General features: G+C 73.8%; 18 protein-coding genes. 8 read left to right on the forward strand and 10 right to left on the reverse strand.

Annotated features, from left to right (window positions below):
* Positions 1–111 precede the first annotated feature (111 nt).
* Entirely contained in the window at positions 112–1,107 is a 996-nt protein-coding gene (locus EAO71_RS09535; RefSeq protein WP_147977329.1) for a phosphatase PAP2 family protein, read from the forward strand.
* A 138-nt stretch (positions 1,108–1,245) separates the two neighbouring features.
* Here the strand turns inward: EAO71_RS09535 and EAO71_RS09540 are convergent, their stop codons facing one another.
* Positions 1,246–1,464, reverse strand: a complete 219-nt coding sequence (locus tag EAO71_RS09540; protein WP_147977330.1) for an I78 family peptidase inhibitor — start codon at positions 1,462–1,464, stop codon at positions 1,246–1,248.
* Between the two features lie 391 nt (positions 1,465–1,855).
* Here EAO71_RS09540 and ctaD point away from each other — a divergent pair, with 391 nt between their 5' ends.
* Entirely contained in the window at positions 1,856–3,562 is a 1,707-nt protein-coding gene (ctaD, locus tag EAO71_RS09545; RefSeq protein WP_147979194.1) for an aa3-type cytochrome oxidase subunit I, read from the forward strand.
* Here ctaD and EAO71_RS09550 read toward each other — a convergent pair.
* From EAO71_RS09550 to EAO71_RS09565, 4 genes are all read right to left on the reverse strand, one after another.
* Positions 3,507–4,487 (reverse strand): helix-turn-helix transcriptional regulator, encoded by a 981-nt coding sequence (locus tag EAO71_RS09550; protein ID WP_147977331.1) that lies wholly within the window; start codon positions 4,485–4,487, stop codon positions 3,507–3,509. The genes ctaD and EAO71_RS09550 overlap by 56 nt on opposite strands.
* Positions 4,488–4,545: 58 nt before the next feature.
* Positions 4,546–5,826 carry a glycosyltransferase family 4 protein gene (locus tag EAO71_RS09555; RefSeq protein ID WP_147977332.1) on the reverse strand — a complete coding sequence of 427 codons (1,281 nt, stop codon included), beginning with the start codon at positions 5,824–5,826 and terminating at the stop codon, positions 4,546–4,548.
* Positions 5,827–5,894: 68 nt separating this feature from the next.
* Positions 5,895–7,148 carry an ABC transporter substrate-binding protein gene (locus EAO71_RS09560; protein ID WP_147979195.1) on the reverse strand — a complete coding sequence of 418 codons (1,254 nt, stop codon included), beginning with the start codon at positions 7,146–7,148 and terminating at the stop codon, positions 5,895–5,897.
* Positions 7,149–7,167: 19 nt separating this feature from the next.
* On the reverse strand, positions 7,168–7,686 hold the full coding sequence (locus tag EAO71_RS09565) for a hypothetical protein (RefSeq protein ID WP_261992071.1): 519 nt from the start codon (positions 7,684–7,686) through the stop codon (positions 7,168–7,170).
* 115 nt (positions 7,687–7,801) lie between these two features.
* On the opposite strand from EAO71_RS09565, the gene EAO71_RS09570 reads away from it, so the two are divergent.
* Genes EAO71_RS09570 through EAO71_RS09580 form a run of 3 tightly spaced genes read left to right on the forward strand, consistent with a single transcriptional unit; the run spans position 7,802 to position 11,471 of the window.
* Entirely contained in the window at positions 7,802–8,197 is a 396-nt protein-coding gene (locus tag EAO71_RS09570; RefSeq protein WP_147977334.1) for a hypothetical protein, read from the forward strand.
* Positions 8,185–10,818, forward strand: coding sequence for an ABC transporter permease subunit (locus tag EAO71_RS09575; RefSeq protein WP_147977335.1), 2,634 nt, complete (start codon positions 8,185–8,187; stop codon positions 10,816–10,818). The genes EAO71_RS09570 and EAO71_RS09575 overlap by 13 nt, the downstream gene beginning before the upstream one ends.
* Positions 10,815–11,471: an ATP-binding cassette domain-containing protein gene (locus tag EAO71_RS09580; protein WP_147977336.1), complete on the forward strand. Its 657-nt coding sequence runs from the start codon at positions 10,815–10,817 to the stop codon at positions 11,469–11,471. The genes EAO71_RS09575 and EAO71_RS09580 overlap by 4 nt, the downstream gene beginning before the upstream one ends.
* Here EAO71_RS09580 and EAO71_RS09585 read toward each other — a convergent pair.
* The gene (locus EAO71_RS09585) at positions 11,458–11,997 is read right to left on the reverse strand and encodes a LysM peptidoglycan-binding domain-containing protein (RefSeq protein WP_147977337.1); all 540 of its coding nucleotides are present in this window, start codon (positions 11,995–11,997) and stop codon (positions 11,458–11,460) included. The two genes, EAO71_RS09580 and EAO71_RS09585, sit on opposite strands and share 14 nt — an antisense overlap.
* A gap of 329 nt (positions 11,998–12,326) precedes the next feature.
* On the opposite strand from EAO71_RS09585, the gene EAO71_RS09590 reads away from it, so the two are divergent.
* Positions 12,327–13,109 carry a hypothetical protein gene (locus EAO71_RS09590; protein WP_147977338.1) on the forward strand — a complete coding sequence of 261 codons (783 nt, stop codon included), beginning with the start codon at positions 12,327–12,329 and terminating at the stop codon, positions 13,107–13,109.
* A 176-nt stretch (positions 13,110–13,285) separates the two neighbouring features.
* Positions 13,286–13,558 carry a hypothetical protein gene (locus EAO71_RS09595; protein WP_315986589.1) on the forward strand — a complete coding sequence of 91 codons (273 nt, stop codon included), beginning with the start codon at positions 13,286–13,288 and terminating at the stop codon, positions 13,556–13,558.
* A gap of 82 nt (positions 13,559–13,640) precedes the next feature.
* Here EAO71_RS09595 and der read toward each other — a convergent pair whose 3' ends face one another.
* The 4 genes from der to EAO71_RS09615 all read right to left on the reverse strand — a co-directional run bounded on the left by der (position 13,641) and on the right by EAO71_RS09615 (position 17,840).
* Positions 13,641–15,089 carry a ribosome biogenesis GTPase Der gene (gene der / locus EAO71_RS09600; protein WP_147977340.1) on the reverse strand — a complete coding sequence of 483 codons (1,449 nt, stop codon included), beginning with the start codon at positions 15,087–15,089 and terminating at the stop codon, positions 13,641–13,643.
* A 60-nt stretch (positions 15,090–15,149) separates the two neighbouring features.
* Entirely contained in the window at positions 15,150–15,836 is a 687-nt protein-coding gene (locus EAO71_RS09605; RefSeq protein ID WP_147977341.1) for a lysophospholipid acyltransferase family protein, read from the reverse strand.
* Positions 15,791–16,510, reverse strand: a complete 720-nt coding sequence (cmk, locus tag EAO71_RS09610; RefSeq protein WP_147977342.1) for a (d)CMP kinase — start codon at positions 16,508–16,510, stop codon at positions 15,791–15,793. The genes EAO71_RS09605 and cmk overlap by 46 nt, the downstream gene beginning before the upstream one ends.
* Positions 16,511–16,751: 241 nt before the next feature.
* Complete coding sequence (locus EAO71_RS09615; RefSeq protein WP_147977343.1) at positions 16,752–17,840, reverse strand: prephenate dehydrogenase; 1,089 nt, start codon at positions 17,838–17,840, stop codon at positions 16,752–16,754.
* A 395-nt stretch (positions 17,841–18,235) separates the two neighbouring features.
* On the opposite strand from EAO71_RS09615, the gene EAO71_RS09620 reads away from it, so the two are divergent.
* The gene (locus EAO71_RS09620) at positions 18,236–18,571 is read left to right on the forward strand and encodes a DUF952 domain-containing protein (protein WP_147977344.1); all 336 of its coding nucleotides are present in this window, start codon (positions 18,236–18,238) and stop codon (positions 18,569–18,571) included.
* Positions 18,572–18,755 lie beyond the last annotated feature (184 nt).

Consider the following 18,755-nt stretch of genomic DNA (forward strand, 5'->3'; position numbering starts at 1 on the left):
CGACCGCGGATGGTGATATTCGCCGCGTTGAGACCTACTCCACATCACATCGTCATCACGAAGGCACGGGATCGCCCTGTCTCGCTACTCACTCCCTGTAACGTCGATTGGGTGCGTACCGACATCTTTGCCCGGCTGGACCGGGAGCCGGAACCGCCGAAGATAGAGGTCCCGCGGATGACCCGCACGCGTCTCGCCCTCTTCGGCGGGACGTTGGCGTTCTATCTCGCGATCGTCGTCGCCGTACTGCTCTCCACCGGGCTGGTGACCCTCGACTGGAAGATCATGCTCTTCCGGCCGTACCAGCAGMGGSCGGAGATCCACGGTTTTCTCGACTACTACGTCGTCCTCGGTCAACGCGGCCCGACGGCCGTGATGGTGGCGGCCTGGCTGGGCTGGCGCTCCTGGCGCCAGCACACCCTCCGCCCCCTGCTGGCACTCGGCGCGGCGCTGCTGCTGCTCAATGTCACAGTCGGCGCGGTCAAGCTCGGACTCGGCCGTCTCGGCCCCCACTACGCGACGCAGATCGGCTCCGCCGAGCTCTTCGCCGGCGGCGATATATTTCCGTCCGGACACACCGCCAACGCGGTCGTGACCTGGGGAATCCTGGCCTATCTGGCGACCACGCCGCGGGCCCGGCGCTATCTGTCGGCACTGTCCGCCGTGGTCGCGCTGGGTGTCGGCCTCACCACCGTCTACCTCGGCACGCACTGGCTGAGCGACGTGGTGCTCGGCTGGGCCGCCGGCCTGCTGATCCTGCTCGCGCTGCCCTGGTGCGAGCCGGTGATCGCCCGGGCGGAGGAGATGATCCTGGCGCTGCGCGACCGGCTCCGCGAGCGACTGCGCGCCCGTCGCCGGCTGGTGCCGTCGCTGCCCGTCGCGACCGGTGGGCCGCGCCCCTCGCTCTTCCCGCCGCGCGCGTCGGGGGCCGAGGAGCCGGTACGGGAGATCATCGGCGTGCGCGGTGGCCGTGCCGGACGCGGGGAGGGGCGGCTGGCTCCGCCGCTCAGCACGCCCCGGACCCACGCCGTGCGCTCCGAGCGGACCCCGGTCACTCCGGCCGGCAGCCGCCGCCCGGGCCACTCGCGGCCCCTCACGGGCGGCTGAGCGCCCGCCACGACCGCAGGGAGAAGGGCCCCGGCTCCGGCCGGGGCCCTTCTCGCGTCCCGGAGGTCCTGTCCCGGACCTCCGAAACGCTTCCCCGGGCGTACGGGGCGCTCGCGGGCCCGACGGGTGCCGTCGGGGTCAGCCGAGCCAGCAGCGGGTGACCGTCCCGCCGTCCACCTCGAAGTTGATGCGTCCCTCCAGGTACTCCATGGTGATGATCGATCCGGGCGGCAGCGAGCGCACGACGTTCCAGCCGCGACGGCCCGCGAGCTGTTCGGCGCGCTCCGCGTCCAGCCCCACGTAGGAGTCCGGGGAGCCGTCTTCGTTCGGTTCGTGAGAGGTCGGCTTCGGTGTCATGCGCCTCACGTTAGGCGGCGCCGGACCGTGACGGAAGCGCAGCCGGCGAGAGATGTCCCAGCAAGCCCGTGCACCACGGCGGTCACGCTTGTGTCACAGGTTCTCGACATATGTTTGACACGGGCCTCGTCACTCGTTCGGGCAGTTTCCGGCCGCTTCTCCGGCAATTCCCGGCCTCTTCCGCCACTTCGCGCGGGGGTTCACGGAATTCCGTCTCCCCGCCCGGCCAGCGAAATTGACGGGCTCATCCCAGGGATCCGGCATTCACGATTTCCTTACACGGTCCGCACACCGTCCGCCGTCCGGACCATCCCGCGCACTCCGCCTCCGTCGATCCCTCCCCCGGTGCGCGCATCATGTCCGGACGACCGGACCAGCGGAGGCAGCGATGGTGGGCACCGAGACCGCGAGCGCGGCCGTCGAATCGGCGCCACAACGTCATGGGCGGGTCCTGATCGACTGGCTCACCACCACCGATCACAAGAAGATCGGCCACCTTTATCTGATCACCGCGTTCCTGTTCTTCCTGGCCGCAGGGCTGATGGCGATGGTGATGCGCGCCGAGCTGGCCCGGCCCGGCCTCCAGCTCGTGGACAACCAGCAGTTCAACCAGGCGTTCACCCTGCACGGCACGATCATGCTGCTGCTCTTCGCGACGCCGACCTTCGCCGGCTTCGCCAACGAACTGGTTCCGTTGCAGATCGGCTCCCCGGACGTCGCCTTCCCGCGGCTGAACATGTTCTCGTACTGGCTGTTCCTGCTGGGCGGCCTCATGGTCGTCGGCTCCCTGCTCGTGCCGTCCGGGCCGCCCGCCTTCGGATGGACGGCCTACGCCCCGCTGAACGGCCTGGAACGGTCCCCCGGCATCGGCGCCGACCTGTGGATCATGGGGCTGGCGCTCTCCGGCTTCGGCACCATCCTCACCTCGGTGAACTTCCTGGCGACGATCGTCGGGATGCGGGCCCCAGGCATGACCATGTTCCGGATGCCGATCTTCACCTGGAACGTCCTGTTCACCGCGATCCTGGTGCTCCTGGCGTTCCCGGTCCTCGCGGCGGCGCTGCTGGTGCTGGAGGCCGACCGGCGCTTCGGCTCGGTGGTCTTCGACGCGGCGAACGGCGGCGCGCTGCTGTGGCAGCACCTCTTCTGGTTCTTCGGCCATCCCGAGGTCTACATCATCGCCCTGCCGTTCTTCGGCATCATCAGCGAGATCATCCCGGTCTTCTCCCGGAAGCCGATCTTCGGCTACGCGACGCTGATCGGCGCCACCATGACGATCACCGGTCTCTCGGTGGTGGTGTGGGCGCACCACATGTTCGTCACGGGGGCGGTGCTGCTGCCCTTCTTCTCGCTGCTGTCCTTCCTCATCGCCGTACCGACGGGCGTGAAGTTCTTCAACTGGACCGGCACGATGCTGCGGGGCTCGCTCTCGTTCGAGACGCCGATGCTGTGGTCGGTGGGGTTCCTGGTGTCCTTCCTCTTCGGCGGGCTCACCGGGATCATCCTGGCCTCGCCGCCGATGGACTTCGCGGTCACCGACTCGTACTTCGTCGTCGCGCACTTCCACTACACCGTCTTCGGCACGGTCGTCTTCGCGACCTTCGCCGGCTTCCACTTCTGGTGGCCCAAGTTCACCGGCAGGATGCTGGACGAGCAGCTGGGCCGGATCCACTTCTGGACGCTCTTCGTCGGCTTCCACATGACGTTCCTGGTGCAGCACTGGCTGGGCGCCGAGGGCATGCCCCGGCGTTACGCGGACTACCTCTACGCCGACGGCTTCACCACGCTGAACACGATCTCGACCATCGGCGCGTTCCTGCTCGGCATCTCCACGCTGCCGTTCCTGTACAACGTCTGGCGGACCGCCAGGTACGGCACGAAGATCGACGTCGACGACCCGTGGGGCTTCGGCCGCTCGCTGGAGTGGGCGACGTCCTGCCCGCCGCCCCGCCACAACTTCGAGTCCGTGCCGCGGATCCGGTCCGAGTCGCCGGCGTTCGACCTGCACCACCCGGAGTTCGCGGCCCTCGAACGCGGCCCGGTCAGTCCGCCGGCCGCTCCCCTGCCCGGTCCAGGGCCCGGGACATCCGGTCCCTGATCACACGGATGCGCTCGTCGAGCTCCCGCGGCTCGACCACCTCGAACTCGAGGCCCATCAGGGTCACGTGGAAGACCAGGTAGTCGAGACTGCCCGCGCCGGTGCGCAGCAGGCAGGCGTCGTCACCGTCGGCCTCCAGGACGCCGTCCATCGGCCCGACGGTCCGGGCCGCCTCGGCCAGCGGCACATGGAGCCGGATCGTCGCCTCGGCGGCGTACGCCGAGGTGGAGACGCCCTTCGAGACGTAGGCGGCGAGGTCCTCCGCCGGGGGTTCGCGCGGCGGGAAGCGCGGGCCGTGCGGCGGCCGCGGGTCGATGCGGTCGGCCCGGAACGTGCGCCAGTCGTCACGGTCCACGTCCCAGGCGACCAGGTACCAGCGGCGTTCGGTGCACACCAGGCGGTGCGGTTCGACGGTGCGGCGGGTGGTGGCACCGGTGTGGTCGCGGTACTCGAAGCGCAGCCGTTCGCCGTCCCGGCAGGCATGGGCGAGATCGGTGAGGACGGCCGGGTCGACCTGGGTCCGCGGGGTGCGCAGCATCGGCACGGTGAAGGCGTTCAGCGCGCCGACCCTGCGGCGCAGCCGGGCCGGCAGGACCTGCTCCAGCTTGGCCAGGGCGCGTACGGAGGTCTCGCCGATGCCCTCGATGCCCTGTCCGGCGGCGGTGCGCAGCCCGACGGCGACGGCGACGGCCTCCTCGTCGTCGAGGAGCAGCGGCGGGAGCTCGGCCCCGGCGCCGAGCTGGTACCCGCCGCCGGTGCCGGGACTGGCGTTGACCGGGTAGCCGAGCTCGCGCAGCCGGTCGACGTCGCGTCGCACGGTCCGCGGGGTGACCCCGAGCCGGTCGGCCAGATCGGCGCCCGACCACTCGCGGTGGGCCTGGAGCAGCGAGAGCAGGCGGAGCAGTCGTGCGGAGGTCTCCAACATGGGGTCGAGTCTGCCAGCGATCGCGGACAGCTACGGTCCGCGATCCGGGGCCGGGTGTTCAGCGGAAGCGGCGGACCAGTCGGCCGATCCTCGCCTTCAGCGAGTAGCCGGCGTCGATCACGCCGCCGGCCGCGCGGTGCAGCGCGTCGCCGAGGCGGCCGTGGGCGCGCCCCGCGTGGCCCCGGGTGACCAGCTCCGTCCAGATCTCCTCGTGCCGGGTGGCGATCCGGGCGGGGTCGAAGCGTTCCGACGACGTGCGCGCCGCCCGCGCCGCCTTCTCCCGCAGTCCGTCGTCGTCGATGAGGGCGAGCAGGGCCCCGGCGATCGCGGGCACGTCGTCGACCGGCACCAGGCGGCCGTCGACTCCGTCCTCGATGATCTCGCGGGGTCCGTGGGGGCAGTCGGTGGAGACGACCGGAAGGCCGCAGCGCATCGCCTCGACGATGGTCATGCCGAAGGACTCGCGCTGCGAGGTGACGGCGGCGATCGAGCCCTTGGCCCACTCCGGTTCCATCGGGTTGGCGGTGCCCATCAGGAAGACGTGCTCGCCCAGCCCCCGGCGCTCGATCTGGCGGGCGAGCGCCTTCCTCAGGTTGTCGGAGGCGTCGCCGGTGCCGTAGATCCGCAGCTTCCAGTCCGGGCGGGCCGCGGCGACCTCGGCGAAGGCGTCGATGAGCACGTCGTAGCGTTTGACCGGGATCAGGCGTCCCGCCGCCACGACGACCTTGGCGGCCGGGTCGGCGGGCGGCACGCTCGGCGCGGGGACGCTGTTGGGCACGGCGTCGATCCGTACGCCCGGGAGCCGCAGCCTGTTCCGGTAGGCGCGGGCGTCGGCCTCGGTGACCGTGGTGAGGGCGTCCAGGAGGGCGTACTGGTGGCCGATCTCGCGGCGCAGGCGGTAGGTGTGTCCGTCGAGGATCAGGTGCTCCTGGCCGACCAGGACCGGGCCGCCGGGCCGGGCCTCCTTGGCGAGGTGGACGTTGAGCCCGGGGCGGGTGCCGACGACGACGTCCGCCTCGACCGCGCGCAGATGATCCCCGATCCGGGCGTCGGTGAGGGCGCTGTACTGCTTCCAGCGGCCGTCGCCGCGCGGGAAGACCTTGGCCGGCCGGGCGAAGTCGGGGTGCCCGCCGTCGTATCCGGGGCTCTTCCTCCGCAGGTCGACGAGATGACGCAGAGTCACCCCCTCGGGCACGTCCAGGATCGGTGCGTCGCGGTGCCGGAAGACCGAGACGATCTCGACCTCGTGACGTGCCGCCAGCTCCTGGGCGAGGGTGAACGTCGTCCGGATGGTGCCGCCGATGTGGTAGCCGTTGTGGAGCAGAAAGGAGATGCGCATCGTGCTACCGGTTCCCCCCGGTGAAGTGTGTGGTCGCAGGCGACTGTACTGAACTCCCCCTGCGGGCTTCACGGTCGGTAGCCGAGCTGGGGGACGGTGGCGCAGTCGTCGTCCATGTCCCCCTGGGTGACCCAGCCCCGGTCGTCCTGCCAACGGGCCACGGAGAGGCAGGTGTGACGGGTCTTCGGCGGCTCCGGCAGTTTCTCGAAGCGCACCGGAAGCAGCAGGCCACGGGCGGTGTACGGCTCCGCCCGGTTGACGTAGCGCTCGACGCAGGCACGGGTGAGGGAGCCCTCGGCGAGGCACGCGCGCGCCGCGTCGGTGAACCACATCGCGGCCGCCCAGCCCTCCAACTGCCATTGGGAGAGCGGCCCTTGACCCATCGCCTCGCGGAACTCCCTGACCGCGGGGTGGTTTTCCTCCGCGTAGTTGCGGCTGGAGCCCGTCACCCACAGGGCGTTCCGGCACACGGGTGACTTCGCGTAGTCGCGGGACACCGTGGAGGACCAGTTCTGCACGTTGGTCACCTTCGCCGCGACGCGGACGCCGACCTCGTCCATGGCCTCGCAGAGCCGGGTGTTGCCGTGCGTGTCCAGGGCGTCGAAGACGAGGTCGGCGCCCTGTGCCTTGAGGTCGGCGGCCACCGCGCGGAAGTTGGGCAGCGCGAAGTCGACCTGCTCGTCGACGACCCGGTAGCCCTCGGCCCGGAGGCCCTGGGTGACCAGGCGCGCGTAGGCGGCCGACGCGGCCTGGTTGTAGGAGACGACGGCGGCGGTGCGCGCGCCCGTCTCCCGCTTGAACCAGCGGTAGACCTCGGTGCCGCCGTACAGCTCCCCGTTCCAGCCGGGCGCCGCCCCGGTGCGGGGGGCGGAGCTGCCGTAGATCCCGTACAGGTGCGGGTAGGTGTCGTAGGCGGGGGTGAGCGGCTGGCCGCCGATGTCGGGGACCCCGGCCCGGGAGACGAGCGGGGCCCCGGCGTAGTCGAACGCGGTCGTGGCGACCAGGGCGAACACCTTCCGCTCGTCGATCAGCCGGTGCACGCACTCGTTGTTGCCGACGCCGCTGCCGCCGTCGTCGCAGGTGACGACCTCGACCCGGCGGCCGTCCAGACCGCCGCGGGCGTTCAGGGCGTCGAACCAGGCGCGGGCGCCGTCGCGCGGCCCGGTGAAGGCGTCGCCGCCGACGGGGCTGGTGGCGCTGCTGATGATCCCGATGCGGAGCGGCTCACCGCCGGAGGGGGAGGTGGCGGTGGGCCGCGTCCCGAACGCGCTCTCCGGCAGCCGGCTGCCGCAGGCGGTGGCCAGGGCGAGCAGCGCGGCCATGAGGAGCGCCGCCGCCGTCTCAGCAGCCCGGAACGTTCGCACCGCTGAGCTCGACCAGACCGCAGAGGGTCTTCACGGAGACCTTCCAGACGTCGTTCTGCTGGACGGCGGTGCCCTTGGTGTCGGGGAGGGCGGGGGTGCCGCCGACGACGAGGTCGTAGGTGACGTTCGCGCCGGTGGGCGAGGTGAACTCGACGGTCTTCACGGTGGCCGAGGTCATCGCCGCGTTCCGGTCGCCCGCGAAGGCGGCCAGGACCGGCATCATCTCGGCGCCGTTCTCCAGCAGCTTCGCCTTCTCGTTCACCGGGGTCTTCGGGTCGAAGAACGCCTTCCAGTTCCGGGTGATCTCCGCCTTGGCCGCCGCCGGGTCGGCCGGCCCGTCGCTCGCCGCGGGCGGGACGGACGCGGCGGGCGGGGACGTCGTCGAGGGCGAGCCCTCGTCGTCGCCGCATCCCGCGAGCACCGGGCCGAGCACCAGCGCGGCGACCGCGGCGAGTGCCGCGACGCGCGAGCGTCCGCCGAGATCCCTGAGAACCATCTGGCTCACCACCGGATGTCCGTGCAGGCCGTGCGGCCTGATGATTCCAGGGTGTGCCGGTTCGGGGCATAGTGCAAGGAAGAGGGCGTCCGGGGACGAGTCGAGGGAGGCCCCCGTGCCGACATCCCGGGTACTGCTGTGGGGCGGCCTCGTGGCGGCCGCCGCGGGTGCGGTGCTGTGCGTCCTGGGCTGGTACGGCGTCTCCGGGGAGCGGTTCGCCGAGCGCCAGCTGCCCTATCTGGCCTCGTGCACGGTGCCGGGGGCGGCGCTGATCGTGGCGGGCGCGGTCCTGGTCACCGCGGCCGGCCGCGTCCCGGCGCGCCCGCGCCCCGCTCCGTACGCACCCGAGGACGTGCCCGCGCCCTCGTCCGACGCACCGCCGGTACGCGTCCCGGACGGGACGCTCGCGCACCGCCCGGACTGCCCGCTGGTGGCAGGCAGGGCGGAGGCGGAGCCGGTGGGGGACGCGGAGCTCGATCCCTGCCCGGTGTGTGAGCCGTGGCCTCGCTGACCTACGACCTCACCCTCGCCGGTCTCGCAATCGGAGCCGCGGCCGCGCTCACGGGCATCGGACTGATCGTCACGTACCGGGCGACCGGTGTGCTCAACCTGGCGCACGGCGCGATCGCCATGGTCTGCGCCTACGTACTGCGCCTGCTGGTGGTGGAGTGGGGCTGGCCGCTGCCGCCGGCGGCGCTGGTGACGCTGCTCGTGGTGGGGCCGGGCATCGGCCTGGTGCTGGACCGGGCGGTGTTCCGCCCGCTCGCGCGGGCCGGCTCGCCGCCGGCGCAGACCCTGGTGGCCTCCATCGGTGTCTTCGTGCTCCTCGTGGGCGCGGCCGCGCTGGTCTGGGGGACGGGGGCCCGGTCGGACGCGCCGGTGCTGCTCGGGGACGATCCGTGGGCGCAGCTCGCGGTGGTCGTGGCGCTGGCCGCGGCGGTGGGCGCGGTGACCCGGTGGACCCGCTTCGGGCGGGAGCTGCGGGCGGTGGTCGACAACCGGCCGCTGGCGGTGCTCGGCGGGATCGACGCGGACCGGGTGGCGGCGGTGGGCTGGGCGTTCGGCGCGTTCACCGCCGGTCTGACGGGGGTGCTGCTGGCCCCGTACGTGCGCCTCGATCCCTACGGGCTGCCGTTGCTGGTCGTCGAGGTGATCGCGGTCGCGGTGGTGGCCCGGATGCGGAGTCTGCCGGTGGCGATCGTGACGGCGCTCGCGCTGGGCGTGGCGCAGGCGCAGCTGACCCGGCTCCATCCGGAGGGCTGGGCCGGACCGCTGGTGCAGGCGGTGGGGGCGAACCTGTTCGTGGTCGCGCTGCTGGTGGCGGCGCTGGTCCTGCCGGGGGTCGGGGGCCGCGGGCAGGACGTCCTGCCGGTCGCCTCCCGGCCGTCCGGGAGCGTGCCGCGCGGGGTGTGGCTGGTGGCGGGGGTCCTGTTCCTGCTGCCGCTCGGGTTCGCGGGCACGGACCTGCACACGGCGATCCAGGTCCCGGCGCTGGCCGTGATCCTCCTGTCGCTGGTGGTGGTGACGGGGCGCGGCGGGCAGATCGCGCTCGGGCAGACCGCGTACGCCGGCCTGGGCGCCCTGTTCACGGCGCTGCTCGCGGCCGGGGGCCTGCCGGAGCTGCCGGCCCTGGGGCTGGCGGTGCTGCTCGTCGCCCCCCTCGGGCTGGTCACGGGGTGGCCGGCGATCCGGCGGCACGGGCTGGCCCTGGCGCTGGCGACGCTGGCGGTCGGGGTGGCGGTGAGCCGCTTCGTCTTCGCGCAGCCGTACGCGACGTCCGGCCTGGAACTGGGACGTCCGGCGGGCTTCGAGGAGGACCGCCGGTACTACGTCCTGGAGCTCGTGGTCCTCGCCGGCTGCCTCGCGGCCGTGGCGGCGCTGCGCCGGGGCCGGACGGGCCGGGCGCTTGCGGCGCTGCGGGACCACGAGGCGGGCGCGGAGGCGTCGGGGGTGCCGGTGGCCGGGCTCAAGCTGCTGGCCTTCGTCCTGGGCGCGGCCCTGGCGGCCCTGGGCGGCGGGCTGCTGGGCATGGGGCTGCGCGCCTTCGACCCGGAGGCGTACGACCCGGTCCGCGGCCTGCTGTGGTTCGCCGCGATCGTGGTCCTGGGGGCGGACGGTCTCGTGTCGCCCCTGGCGGGCGCCGCCTTGCTGGTCGCCCTGGACGCGGGTACCCGCGGGGGCGTGGCGGCGGCCGTGGTGGGTGTCCTCGCCGCGATGGTGGGCCGCGTGCCGCCGCTGACCTCCTGGCTGCCGGCCCGCCGGGCGGTGCCGGGCCGCGCGCGCGGGAGCCCGGGCCGGGCGGTGTCCGGAAGCCCGGCGCGACACCCCGCGGGTCCTGACCGGGCCCGCGCCGAAGCCGTCCCCGAGGGCCACGCGAGGCCGCCGCGCGCCACCCGCCCCACGGCCGCGCCGCGCGCCACCCGCCAGGTGGCGCCGCCCGGTCCGGCGGCCCGGGCCGCCGCCCCGGCCCGTTCACCGGCCCGGGCCGCGGCTCCTCGGCTGCGCGCCCACGATGTGTGCTTCAGCCATCCGGGTGGCGTCCGCGCCCTGTCCGGGGTGTCCCTCGCCCTCGCGCCCGCCCGGATCACCGCCCTCGTCGGCCCCAACGGCGCGGGGAAGAGCACCCTCTTCGACTGCCTCGCCGGCACGCTCCGCCCCGACGGCGGGCGCGTCACGCTCGACGGGGCCGACATCACCGCGCGCGCCGCCCACGCCCGTACCAGACTGGGCATCGCCCGGACCTTCCAGCAGCTCGCGGTCTTCCCCACCCTCACGGTCGAGGAGAACGTCCTGCTCGGCGCCGAGCAGGCCCGCCGCCGCGGCGACGTCGAGCGGAGCCTGCGGCTGCTCGGACTCGCGGGAGCCGTCCGCCACCGTCAGGCCGCCGGGCTGCCCACCGGCGTCCTGCGGCGGGTGGAACTCGCCCGCGCCCTGGCCGGCGGCCCGCACACGCTCCTCCTGGACGAGCCCGCCGCCGGGCTGGACGCCGCCGAGACCGACGCCCTGGCCCGGATCCTCGCGGCCCTGGCCGCCGAGGGCCTCACCGTCCTCGTCGTCGAGCACGATCCGGACCTCGTCGCCGGCATCGCCCACGTCACGCACACCATGGAGGGGGGCCGGATCGTGTCATGAGCGTCGAGATCGCCCTGCGCCGCGCCCGGGTCCGCCACGGCCCCCTGGAGGCCCTGCACGGGCTCGACCTCCTCGTCCCCCGGGCCACCGTCACCGTGCTGACCGGCCGGAACGGCGCCGGCCGCACGACCACCCTGTGCGCGCTCGCCGGGACCGTCCCCCTCGCCTCCGGCCGGGTCCTGTGGCGCGGCGCCGACGTCACCGGGCTGCACGCCCACGCCCGGGCCCGCCGCGGCCTGTGCTTCGTGCCGGACCTGCGGGGCGTGTACCCGTCGCTGACCGTCGCCGAGAACCTCGGACTGGCGCCCGGCGATCCCGCCGCGGCGCTGGCCGCCTACCCCGAACTCGGGCCGCTGCTGGCCCGCCCCGCCGGCACCCTCTCCGGCGGGGAGCGGCGGATGCTGGAGGTCTCCCGGGCGCTGCTGACCCCCGCCACGGTGGTCCTGGTCGACGAACCCGCCCTCGGCATGTCGCCCGCGGTGGCCGCCCGTACCTACCGGCTGCTCGCCGCCCTCGCCCGGGAGGGCGGCGCCGCGGTCGTGCTCGCCGAGCAGCGGCTCCCGGCCGGGCTGCCCGACGGCACCCTGGTGCACGAACTGCGGCGCGGCTCGCTGGTGTCCAGCCGGGAGGCCGCGGAGCTCACCGGGCGGTGAGGGGCGCGAAGCGCAGCATCGTCCCGACCACGAGCCGGTTCGGATCCGCCCCGATCAGGGCGCGGTTCGCCGTGTACAGCGCCTTCCAGCCGCCCTTGACCCCGAAGCGGCGGGCGATCGAGCTGAGCGTGTCGCCCGGCTGGACGGTGTGGACCCGCCCGCTCAGGCCGTACCGCTTCGAGCAGACCGGCCAGGCACCCCATCCCTGGGTCCGCAGCACCTCCTCGGCGACCCTGATCTGCTGCTGACGGGTCGCCAGGTCGGCGCGCCGGGCGTAGCGCAGCCCGCCGTGCTCCTCCCAGGTGGGCTGCCAGAACTGGAGGCCGCCGTAGTAGCCGTTGCCGGTGTTGGTGTTCCAGCGGCCACCGCTCTCGCACTCGGCGACGCAGCCCCACGGCCACTGGTCCTTGGCGCAGGCGCCCGCCGGGGCCGCCCCGGCGGGCGCCGCTGCCAGGCCCGGAAGGAGGTCCAGGGCCATCAGTACGGCGGAACAGGCACCGGCCGTCCACCATCGGATCGTCGACATCGGGGCAGGCTAGGCAAGGGCGCCCGGCGCCCGGGCCGTGCCGCGCGGGACGGGCCGCGCACCCCACCCGGTCGGAGTCACGGCCGGGCGGGCCACGGTACGGACGCCGCCCCGTCCATGACCGGCCGCCGCCCGCCGTCTCCCCCGCCGGCCGCCGGAGGGGGTGCGGACGGGGTGCGGACGGCGGTCGAAACGGTGTCACGAGCGGGAGTCGCGCAAGTTGTCGTACGCCGACGCGTGACCCCGGCCGAGCCTCTCCCGTTGAACTCGGCATGAGACGAGCCGGGAAACCGCCCGGTGTCGCACGCAACGACTCCAGGGAGCACCCCGTGCCGCGCATGCTCGACGTCAGCGAGGACGTACGCGCCGAGATCGGCGACGAAGAAGCCGACCGGCTGGTCGCCGGCGACAACGCCCCGGGCAGCTACGACTGCACCTCCTGCCGCACGCCGGGCGACTCCGAGCAGGAGCGCACGAGCACCGTGCTGTTCGTCGGCGAGGAGACCGCCGTCCTGGCGTTCGCCCACGCCAGCTGCATTCCGTCCCAGGTCGTCCAGGTCGCCGAGGAGCAGCTCCAGGGCGCCGTCCGTTCCATCACCGCCACGGACGCGGCGGACGCGCTGGGCGCGGCCCACCCGGAGCAGGCCGTCCTGGGCGTCACCAGCGGCCTCGTCCTGATCGAGGGCGAACTGCACCCGGCGCTGGTCGTCGAGCCGACGGCCCCGGTCGCCCGCCCGGGTTCGGACGGCGACAGCGACGAGTTCCTGCCGCTCCTGATCGAGCAGGGCTTCCTGCCGATGGCCGACCTGAACCAGCGGCCGGGGACGCTGCCGGGCTGGTCCGTGCTGGTCGCCATGGGTCAGCTGCACTCCGTGCTCCAGCCGGGCACGGGCGGCAGCGGCCAGGCCGCGTGGTGGCAGGCCCACCAGCCGCTCCAGGTCACCGAGGGCTGGCGCGCCGCGGCGAACAAGTCGCACACGGTGCTGGTGTTCGCGGCTCCGGTGGGCTCGATCGGCCAGCAGCCGCGCGAGGACCTGCTGCGCGACGCGCTGGAGAAGGCGGCGGCCAACGGCCGTCTGGTGGCTGCCGCGATGCCGCTGGCCGGCACGTGACCGAGGGCGGCCGACGCAGGTCGGGGCGGGCGTACGTCCCCGGGGTTCCGACGGTTCCGCACCCCCGGCACGCGGCCCTTTCCGCGGGCCGCCCGCATCCGACGGGCGACGGGGTCGTTGGCACATACGTGCACGCCTACGAACCCTTCCGCCCGCCGTCGAGCCAGATCCCCTCCATGCGCCCGGCGCAGGACGTGATGCCCGACGGTCAGTCGGCCACGCCGATCTACGACGCCCTGTACTCGGAGTACCGCCGGTCGTTCCGCACCCTGCCGGGTGATCGCAGCGGCGAGGAGGATCTGGCGTTCCGGGCCTTCGGGACCCCGGTGGGCACCGGGCTGCACAGGCAGGGGCACGCTCCCCGGCACGCGGCCCACCCGGTGGCCTGGTCGGCGCAGCACCACCATGTTCCGGCGGCACTGCCGCCCGGCCCCCGCAGAGGGCTGTAGGTCCGAGGACCACGAACGACGGCCGAGGGGCCGGGGCGATCAGCCCCGGCCCCTCGGCCGTGTGCGTGGTCCTCCGCCGGGCCTACTTCTTGCGGCCCCGCTTCTCGCGCACCCGGACCGAGATGTGGATCGGGGTGCCCTCGAAGCCGAACTCCTCGCGCAGCCGGCGCTCGACGAAGCGGCGGTAGCCGGCCTCGAGGAAGCCGGAGGCGAAGAGGACGAAGCGCGGCGGCTTGGTGCCGGCCTGCGTGCCGAACAGGATGCGGGGCTGCTTGCCGCCGCGGATCGGGTGCGGGTGGGCGGCGACCAGCTCGCCCAGGAAGGCGTTCAGGCGGCCGGTGGGGACACGGGTCTCCCAGCCGGCGAGCGCGGTCTCGATCGCCGGGACGAGCTTCTCCATGTGGCGGCCGGTGCGGGCGGAGACGTTGACGCGGGGCGCCCAGGCGACCTGCTGCATCTCGGTCTCGATCTCGCGCTCGAGGTAGTAGCGACGCTCCTCGTCGAGGGTGTCCCACTTGTTGTAGGCGATGACGAGCGCGCGGCCGGCCTCGACGGCCATGGTGATGATGCGCTGGTCCTGCACCGAGATGGACTCCCCGGTGTCGATCAGGACGACGGCGACCTCGGCCTTCTCGACGGCGGCGGCCGTCCGCAGGGAGGCGTAGTAGTCCGCTCCCTCCTGGAGGTGGACGCGGCGGCGGATGCCGGCGGTGTCCACGAACTTCCAGGTCGTGCCGCCGAGCTTGATCAGCTCGTCGACCGGGTCGCGGGTGGTGCCCGCGAGCTCGTTGACGACGACGCGGTCCTCGCCGGCGACCTTGTTCAGGAGCGAGGACTTGCCGACGTTCGGGCGGCCGATGAGGGCGATGCGGCGGGGGCCGCCGACCGCGGTGCCGAAGGTCTGGGCGGGCGCCTCGGGGAGGGCCTCCAGGACGGCGTCGAGCATGTCGCCGGTGCCGCGGCCGTGCAGCGAGGAGACCGGGTGCGGCATGCCGAGACCGAGGGACCACAGGGCGGTGGCGTCCGCCTCGCCGCTCTGGCCGTCGACCTTGTTGGCGCACAGCACGACGGGCTTGCCGGCCTTGCGCAGCAGGCGGACGACGGCCTCGTCGGTGTCGGTCGCGCCCACCGTGGAGTCGACCACGAAGACGACCGCGTCCGCGGTCTCGATCGCGTACTCGGCCTGCGCGGCCACGGAGGCGTCGAGGCCGAGGACGTCCTGCTCCCAGCCACCGGTGTCGACGACCTTGAAGCGGCGGCCGGCCCATTCTGCCTCGTAGGTGACGCGGTCGCGGGTGACGCCCGGCTTGTCCTGGACGACGGCCTCGCGGCGGCCGATGATCCGGTTCACCAGGGTCGACTTGCCGACATTGGGGCGGCCGACGACGGCGAGCACGGGGAGCGGGCCGTGGCCCGCCTCCTCGATCGCCGACTCGACGTCCTCGATGTCGAAGCCCTCTTCCGCGGCGAGCTCCATGAACTCCGCGTACTCGGCGTCGCCAAGTGCCCCGTGGTCGTGCTGGTCGTTCATGAAGTCCGTTCCTTGATCATTCGTGGTCGGTGGGTGCTGACCCACTACTCAGAGTCTCACTCAGCGCCCGGTGAGGCGCCTGGCGTTCTTCAGGTGGCCGGTGAGCCGCTCCTGAATGCGTACGGTGGCCTCGTCCAGCGCCTTGCGGGTGCGCCGGCCGGTGCCGTCGCCCGCCTCGAAGGCGTCGCCGAAGACGACGTCGACGCTGCTGCGCAACGGCGGCAGCGCCTTGACCAACCGCCCGGGGCGGTCGGTGCTTCCCAGCACGGCGACCGGGACGATCGGCGCGCCGCTGCGGACGGCGAAGTAGGCCAGGCCGGCCCGCAGGGAGGCGAAGTCCCCCTCGCCCCGGGTGCCCTCGGGGAAGATCCCGAGGACGCCGCCCTGCTCCAGCACGCCCAGGGCGTTGGATATGGCGGTCCGGTCGGCACTCGACCGGTCCACCTTGAGCTGGCCGATGCCTTCCAGGAAACGTCCGAGGGGGCCGACGAAGGCCTCCTGCTTGATCAGGAAGTGCACGGGCCGGGGTGCGGTGCCCATGAGCATGGGTCCGTCGATGTTGTGCGCGTGGTTGACGGCGAGGATGACCGGGCCGGCGGCCGGCACCCGCCAGGCGCCGAGGACGCGCGGCTTCCACAGGCCGTACATCAGGCCGATGCCGATGCCGCGCCCGACGGCGGCGCCCTTCGCGGAGGGCAGGGTCACTTGACGGCCGCCCTCGTCTCCTCGACCAGGGTGACGACGCATTCGATGACCTGGTCCAGGGTGAGCTCGCTGGTGTCGACCTCGACGGCGTCGTCGGCCTTGGCCAGCGGGGACGTCTTGCGGCTGGAGTCGGCCGCGTCGCGCTTGATCAGGGCCTGCCGGGTGGCGGCCACGTCGGCGCCCTTGAGCTCGCCGGAGCGGCGGGCGGCACGGGCCTCGGGCGAGGCCGTGAGGAAGATCTTGAGGTCGGCGTCCGGCAGGACGGTGGTGCCGATGTCCCGGCCCTCGACGACGATGCCCTGCTCGGCACCCCGGGCGATGCTGCGCTGCAGCTCGGTGATGAGGGCCCGCACCTCGGGCACGGCGCTGACCGCGCTGACCTTGGAGGTGACCTCCTCGGTCCGGATCGGCCCGGCGGCGTCGACGCCGTCCACGGTGATCGTGGGACGGCCCGGGTCGGTGCCGGAGACGATGACGGGCTTGGAGGAGGCGTTGGCCACGGCGTCCGCGTCGTCGACGTCGACCCCGTTGGAGATCATCCACCAGGTGATCGCCCGGTACTGCGCACCGGTGTCCAGGTAGCTCAGCCCCAGCTTGGCGGCAACCGCCTTCGAGGTGCTCGACTTGCCCGTGCCAGAGGGGCCGTCGATGGCGACGATCACGGTTTCCACGGTGGGGGACACCTTCCTGGGTACGCGGTGAGCCCCGGCGGACATGCAAGGGACCCCCACAAGGTTACCGACTGGCGGCCACCCGTTCGGCCCCACCGGTGCGGGAGCCTGCTTCCGGGCCGGATCGGGCCGGGAGTGACCGGGGGGACGGACACCCTCCGGGGGCCGCGCGGCCCCGCCCGGGACGGCCCCGGGCGGCCCCGGCGTGGGTCGGCCCGGGCCCCGCCCCACGCCTCCGGCGGTCGCGTCGCGTCACTTCGACGGCAGGGCCCCCGGACGACAGCCCTCAGCCCGCGCGCAGCGACCAGCCGCGTTCCTGCAGCGCCGCGCCCAGCACCGGGGCAGCCGAGGGCTCCACCATGAGCTGGACCAGACCGGCCTGCTGGCCGGTCGCGTGCTCGATGCGGACGTCCTCGATGTTGACGCCCGCCCGGCCCGCGTCCGCGAAGATGCGGGCCAGCTCGCCCGGCTGGTCGCTGATGAGCACGGCGACCGTCTCGTACTGCGCCGGAGCCGCGCCGTGCTTGCCCGGGACCCTGGCCCGGCCCGCGTTGCCGCGGCGCAGGACGTCCTCGACGCCGGTGGCACCGTCACGGCGCTTCGCCTCGTCGGAGGACTGGAGCGAGCGCAGGGCCCGCACCGTCTCGTCCAGGTCGGCCGCGACGCCCGCGAGGACGTCGGCCACCGGTCCGGGGTTGGCGGTCAGGATCTCCACCCACATGCGGGGGTCGGAGGCCGCGATCCGGGTGACGTCGCGGATGCCCTGCCCGCACAGCCGCACCGCCGTCTCGTCCGCCTCCTCCAGCCGCGCCGCGACCATCGAGGAGACCAGCTGGGGGGTGTGCGAGACGAGCGCGACGGCACGGTCGTGGGCGTCCGCGTCCATCACGACGGGGACGGCCCGGCACAGCGCGACCAGCTCGAGGGCCAGGTTCAGGACCTCGGTGTCGGTGTCCCGGGTGGGGGTGAGCACCCACGGCCGGCCCTCGAAGAGGTCCGCGGTGCCCGCCAGCGGGCCCGAGCGCTCCTTCCCGGACATCGGGTGCGTCCCGATGTAGGCGCGGAGGTCGAGGCCCAGCTCGGCGAGCTCCCGCTTCGGCCCTCCCTTGACGCTCGCCACGTCCAGGTAGCCGCGGGCCAGCCCGTCCCGCATGGCAGCGGCGAGGGTGGCGGCCACGTGGGCCGGCGGTACGGCGACGATCGCGAGGTCCACGGGCCCCTCGGGGGCCTCGTCCGTGCCCGCGCCGAGCGCGGCGGCGGTCCGGGCGCGCGCCGGATCGTGGTCGCGCAGATGGACGGTGACGCCGCGGCCGGCGAGCGCGAGCGCCGCGGAGGTGCCGATGAGGCCGGTTCCGATGACGAGTGCGGTCCTCACCGGGCGACGCCCTCGCTCGGGCGCGGGCCAGGCGAGACTCTCCGGACACGGTCCGGGACCGCTCGTACCGCCACGTCCTCACTCCTTCGACAAAAGCGACAGTGCTCCGAACAGCCTAGTCAGCCGCCCGGGCGCGGTACCGCGGCGACCGCCCTCCGAGACGCCGCGGGTGCCGGGAGCCCGGCGGTCGGGGTCGGAACGACCGCTGCCGGGTGAGGTCCTCCGGCGAGGCGCCCTGCGGGCCTTCGGGCGTGAGCCTGTCCACGGAGCCATGGTTCCGCCTTTCGTCGGGTGCGCGCCTGCGGGTGCGAACCCGCCCAATGTCACCCGGACCGACCACCGGCGCCACCGGGTGTCACCGGTGCGGGCCGGACACCCGGGGTACAACTGTCGGCATGCTGCTGCACGTCGTACCGCTGGACGAATGGTCCGCCGATCCCTCGCTCCCCTACGCCCCGCCCTCGCTCGCGTCCGAGGGCTTCGTGCACTGCTCGCCGGACGAGCCGACGGCACTGACCATCGCCGACGCGCACTACCGGGACGCCGTCGGGCCCCTGCTGGTGCTCGTGGTCGACGAGTCCCGGCTGTCCGGCGAGGTCCGCTGGGAGGGGTCGGAGGACACGCTCTTCCCCCACGTCTACGGGCCGATCGAGCGGGAGGCCGTCACCGCCGTCCTGGAGGTACGCCGGGACCCGGACGGCCGGGCGAGGGAGCTGACCCCCTGGGTCTGAGCCCCTACGGGCGTGTTGCCGCCGCCCGGGCGCGGGACGCCAGCAAGCTGTCCGGTATGACTCCAGACGCCACGACCCGCCGGACCGTGCTGACGGCCGGTGCGGGCGCAGCCGCCGCCCTCACCACCGGCTGCGGTTCGGACGGCGGCTCGGACGCCGGTGCGACGACCGCCCCGGCCACGAG

The sequence above is a fragment of the Streptomyces sp. MS191 genome, assembly GCF_008042125.1.
GTDB lineage: Bacteria > Actinomycetota > Actinomycetes > Streptomycetales > Streptomycetaceae > Streptomyces.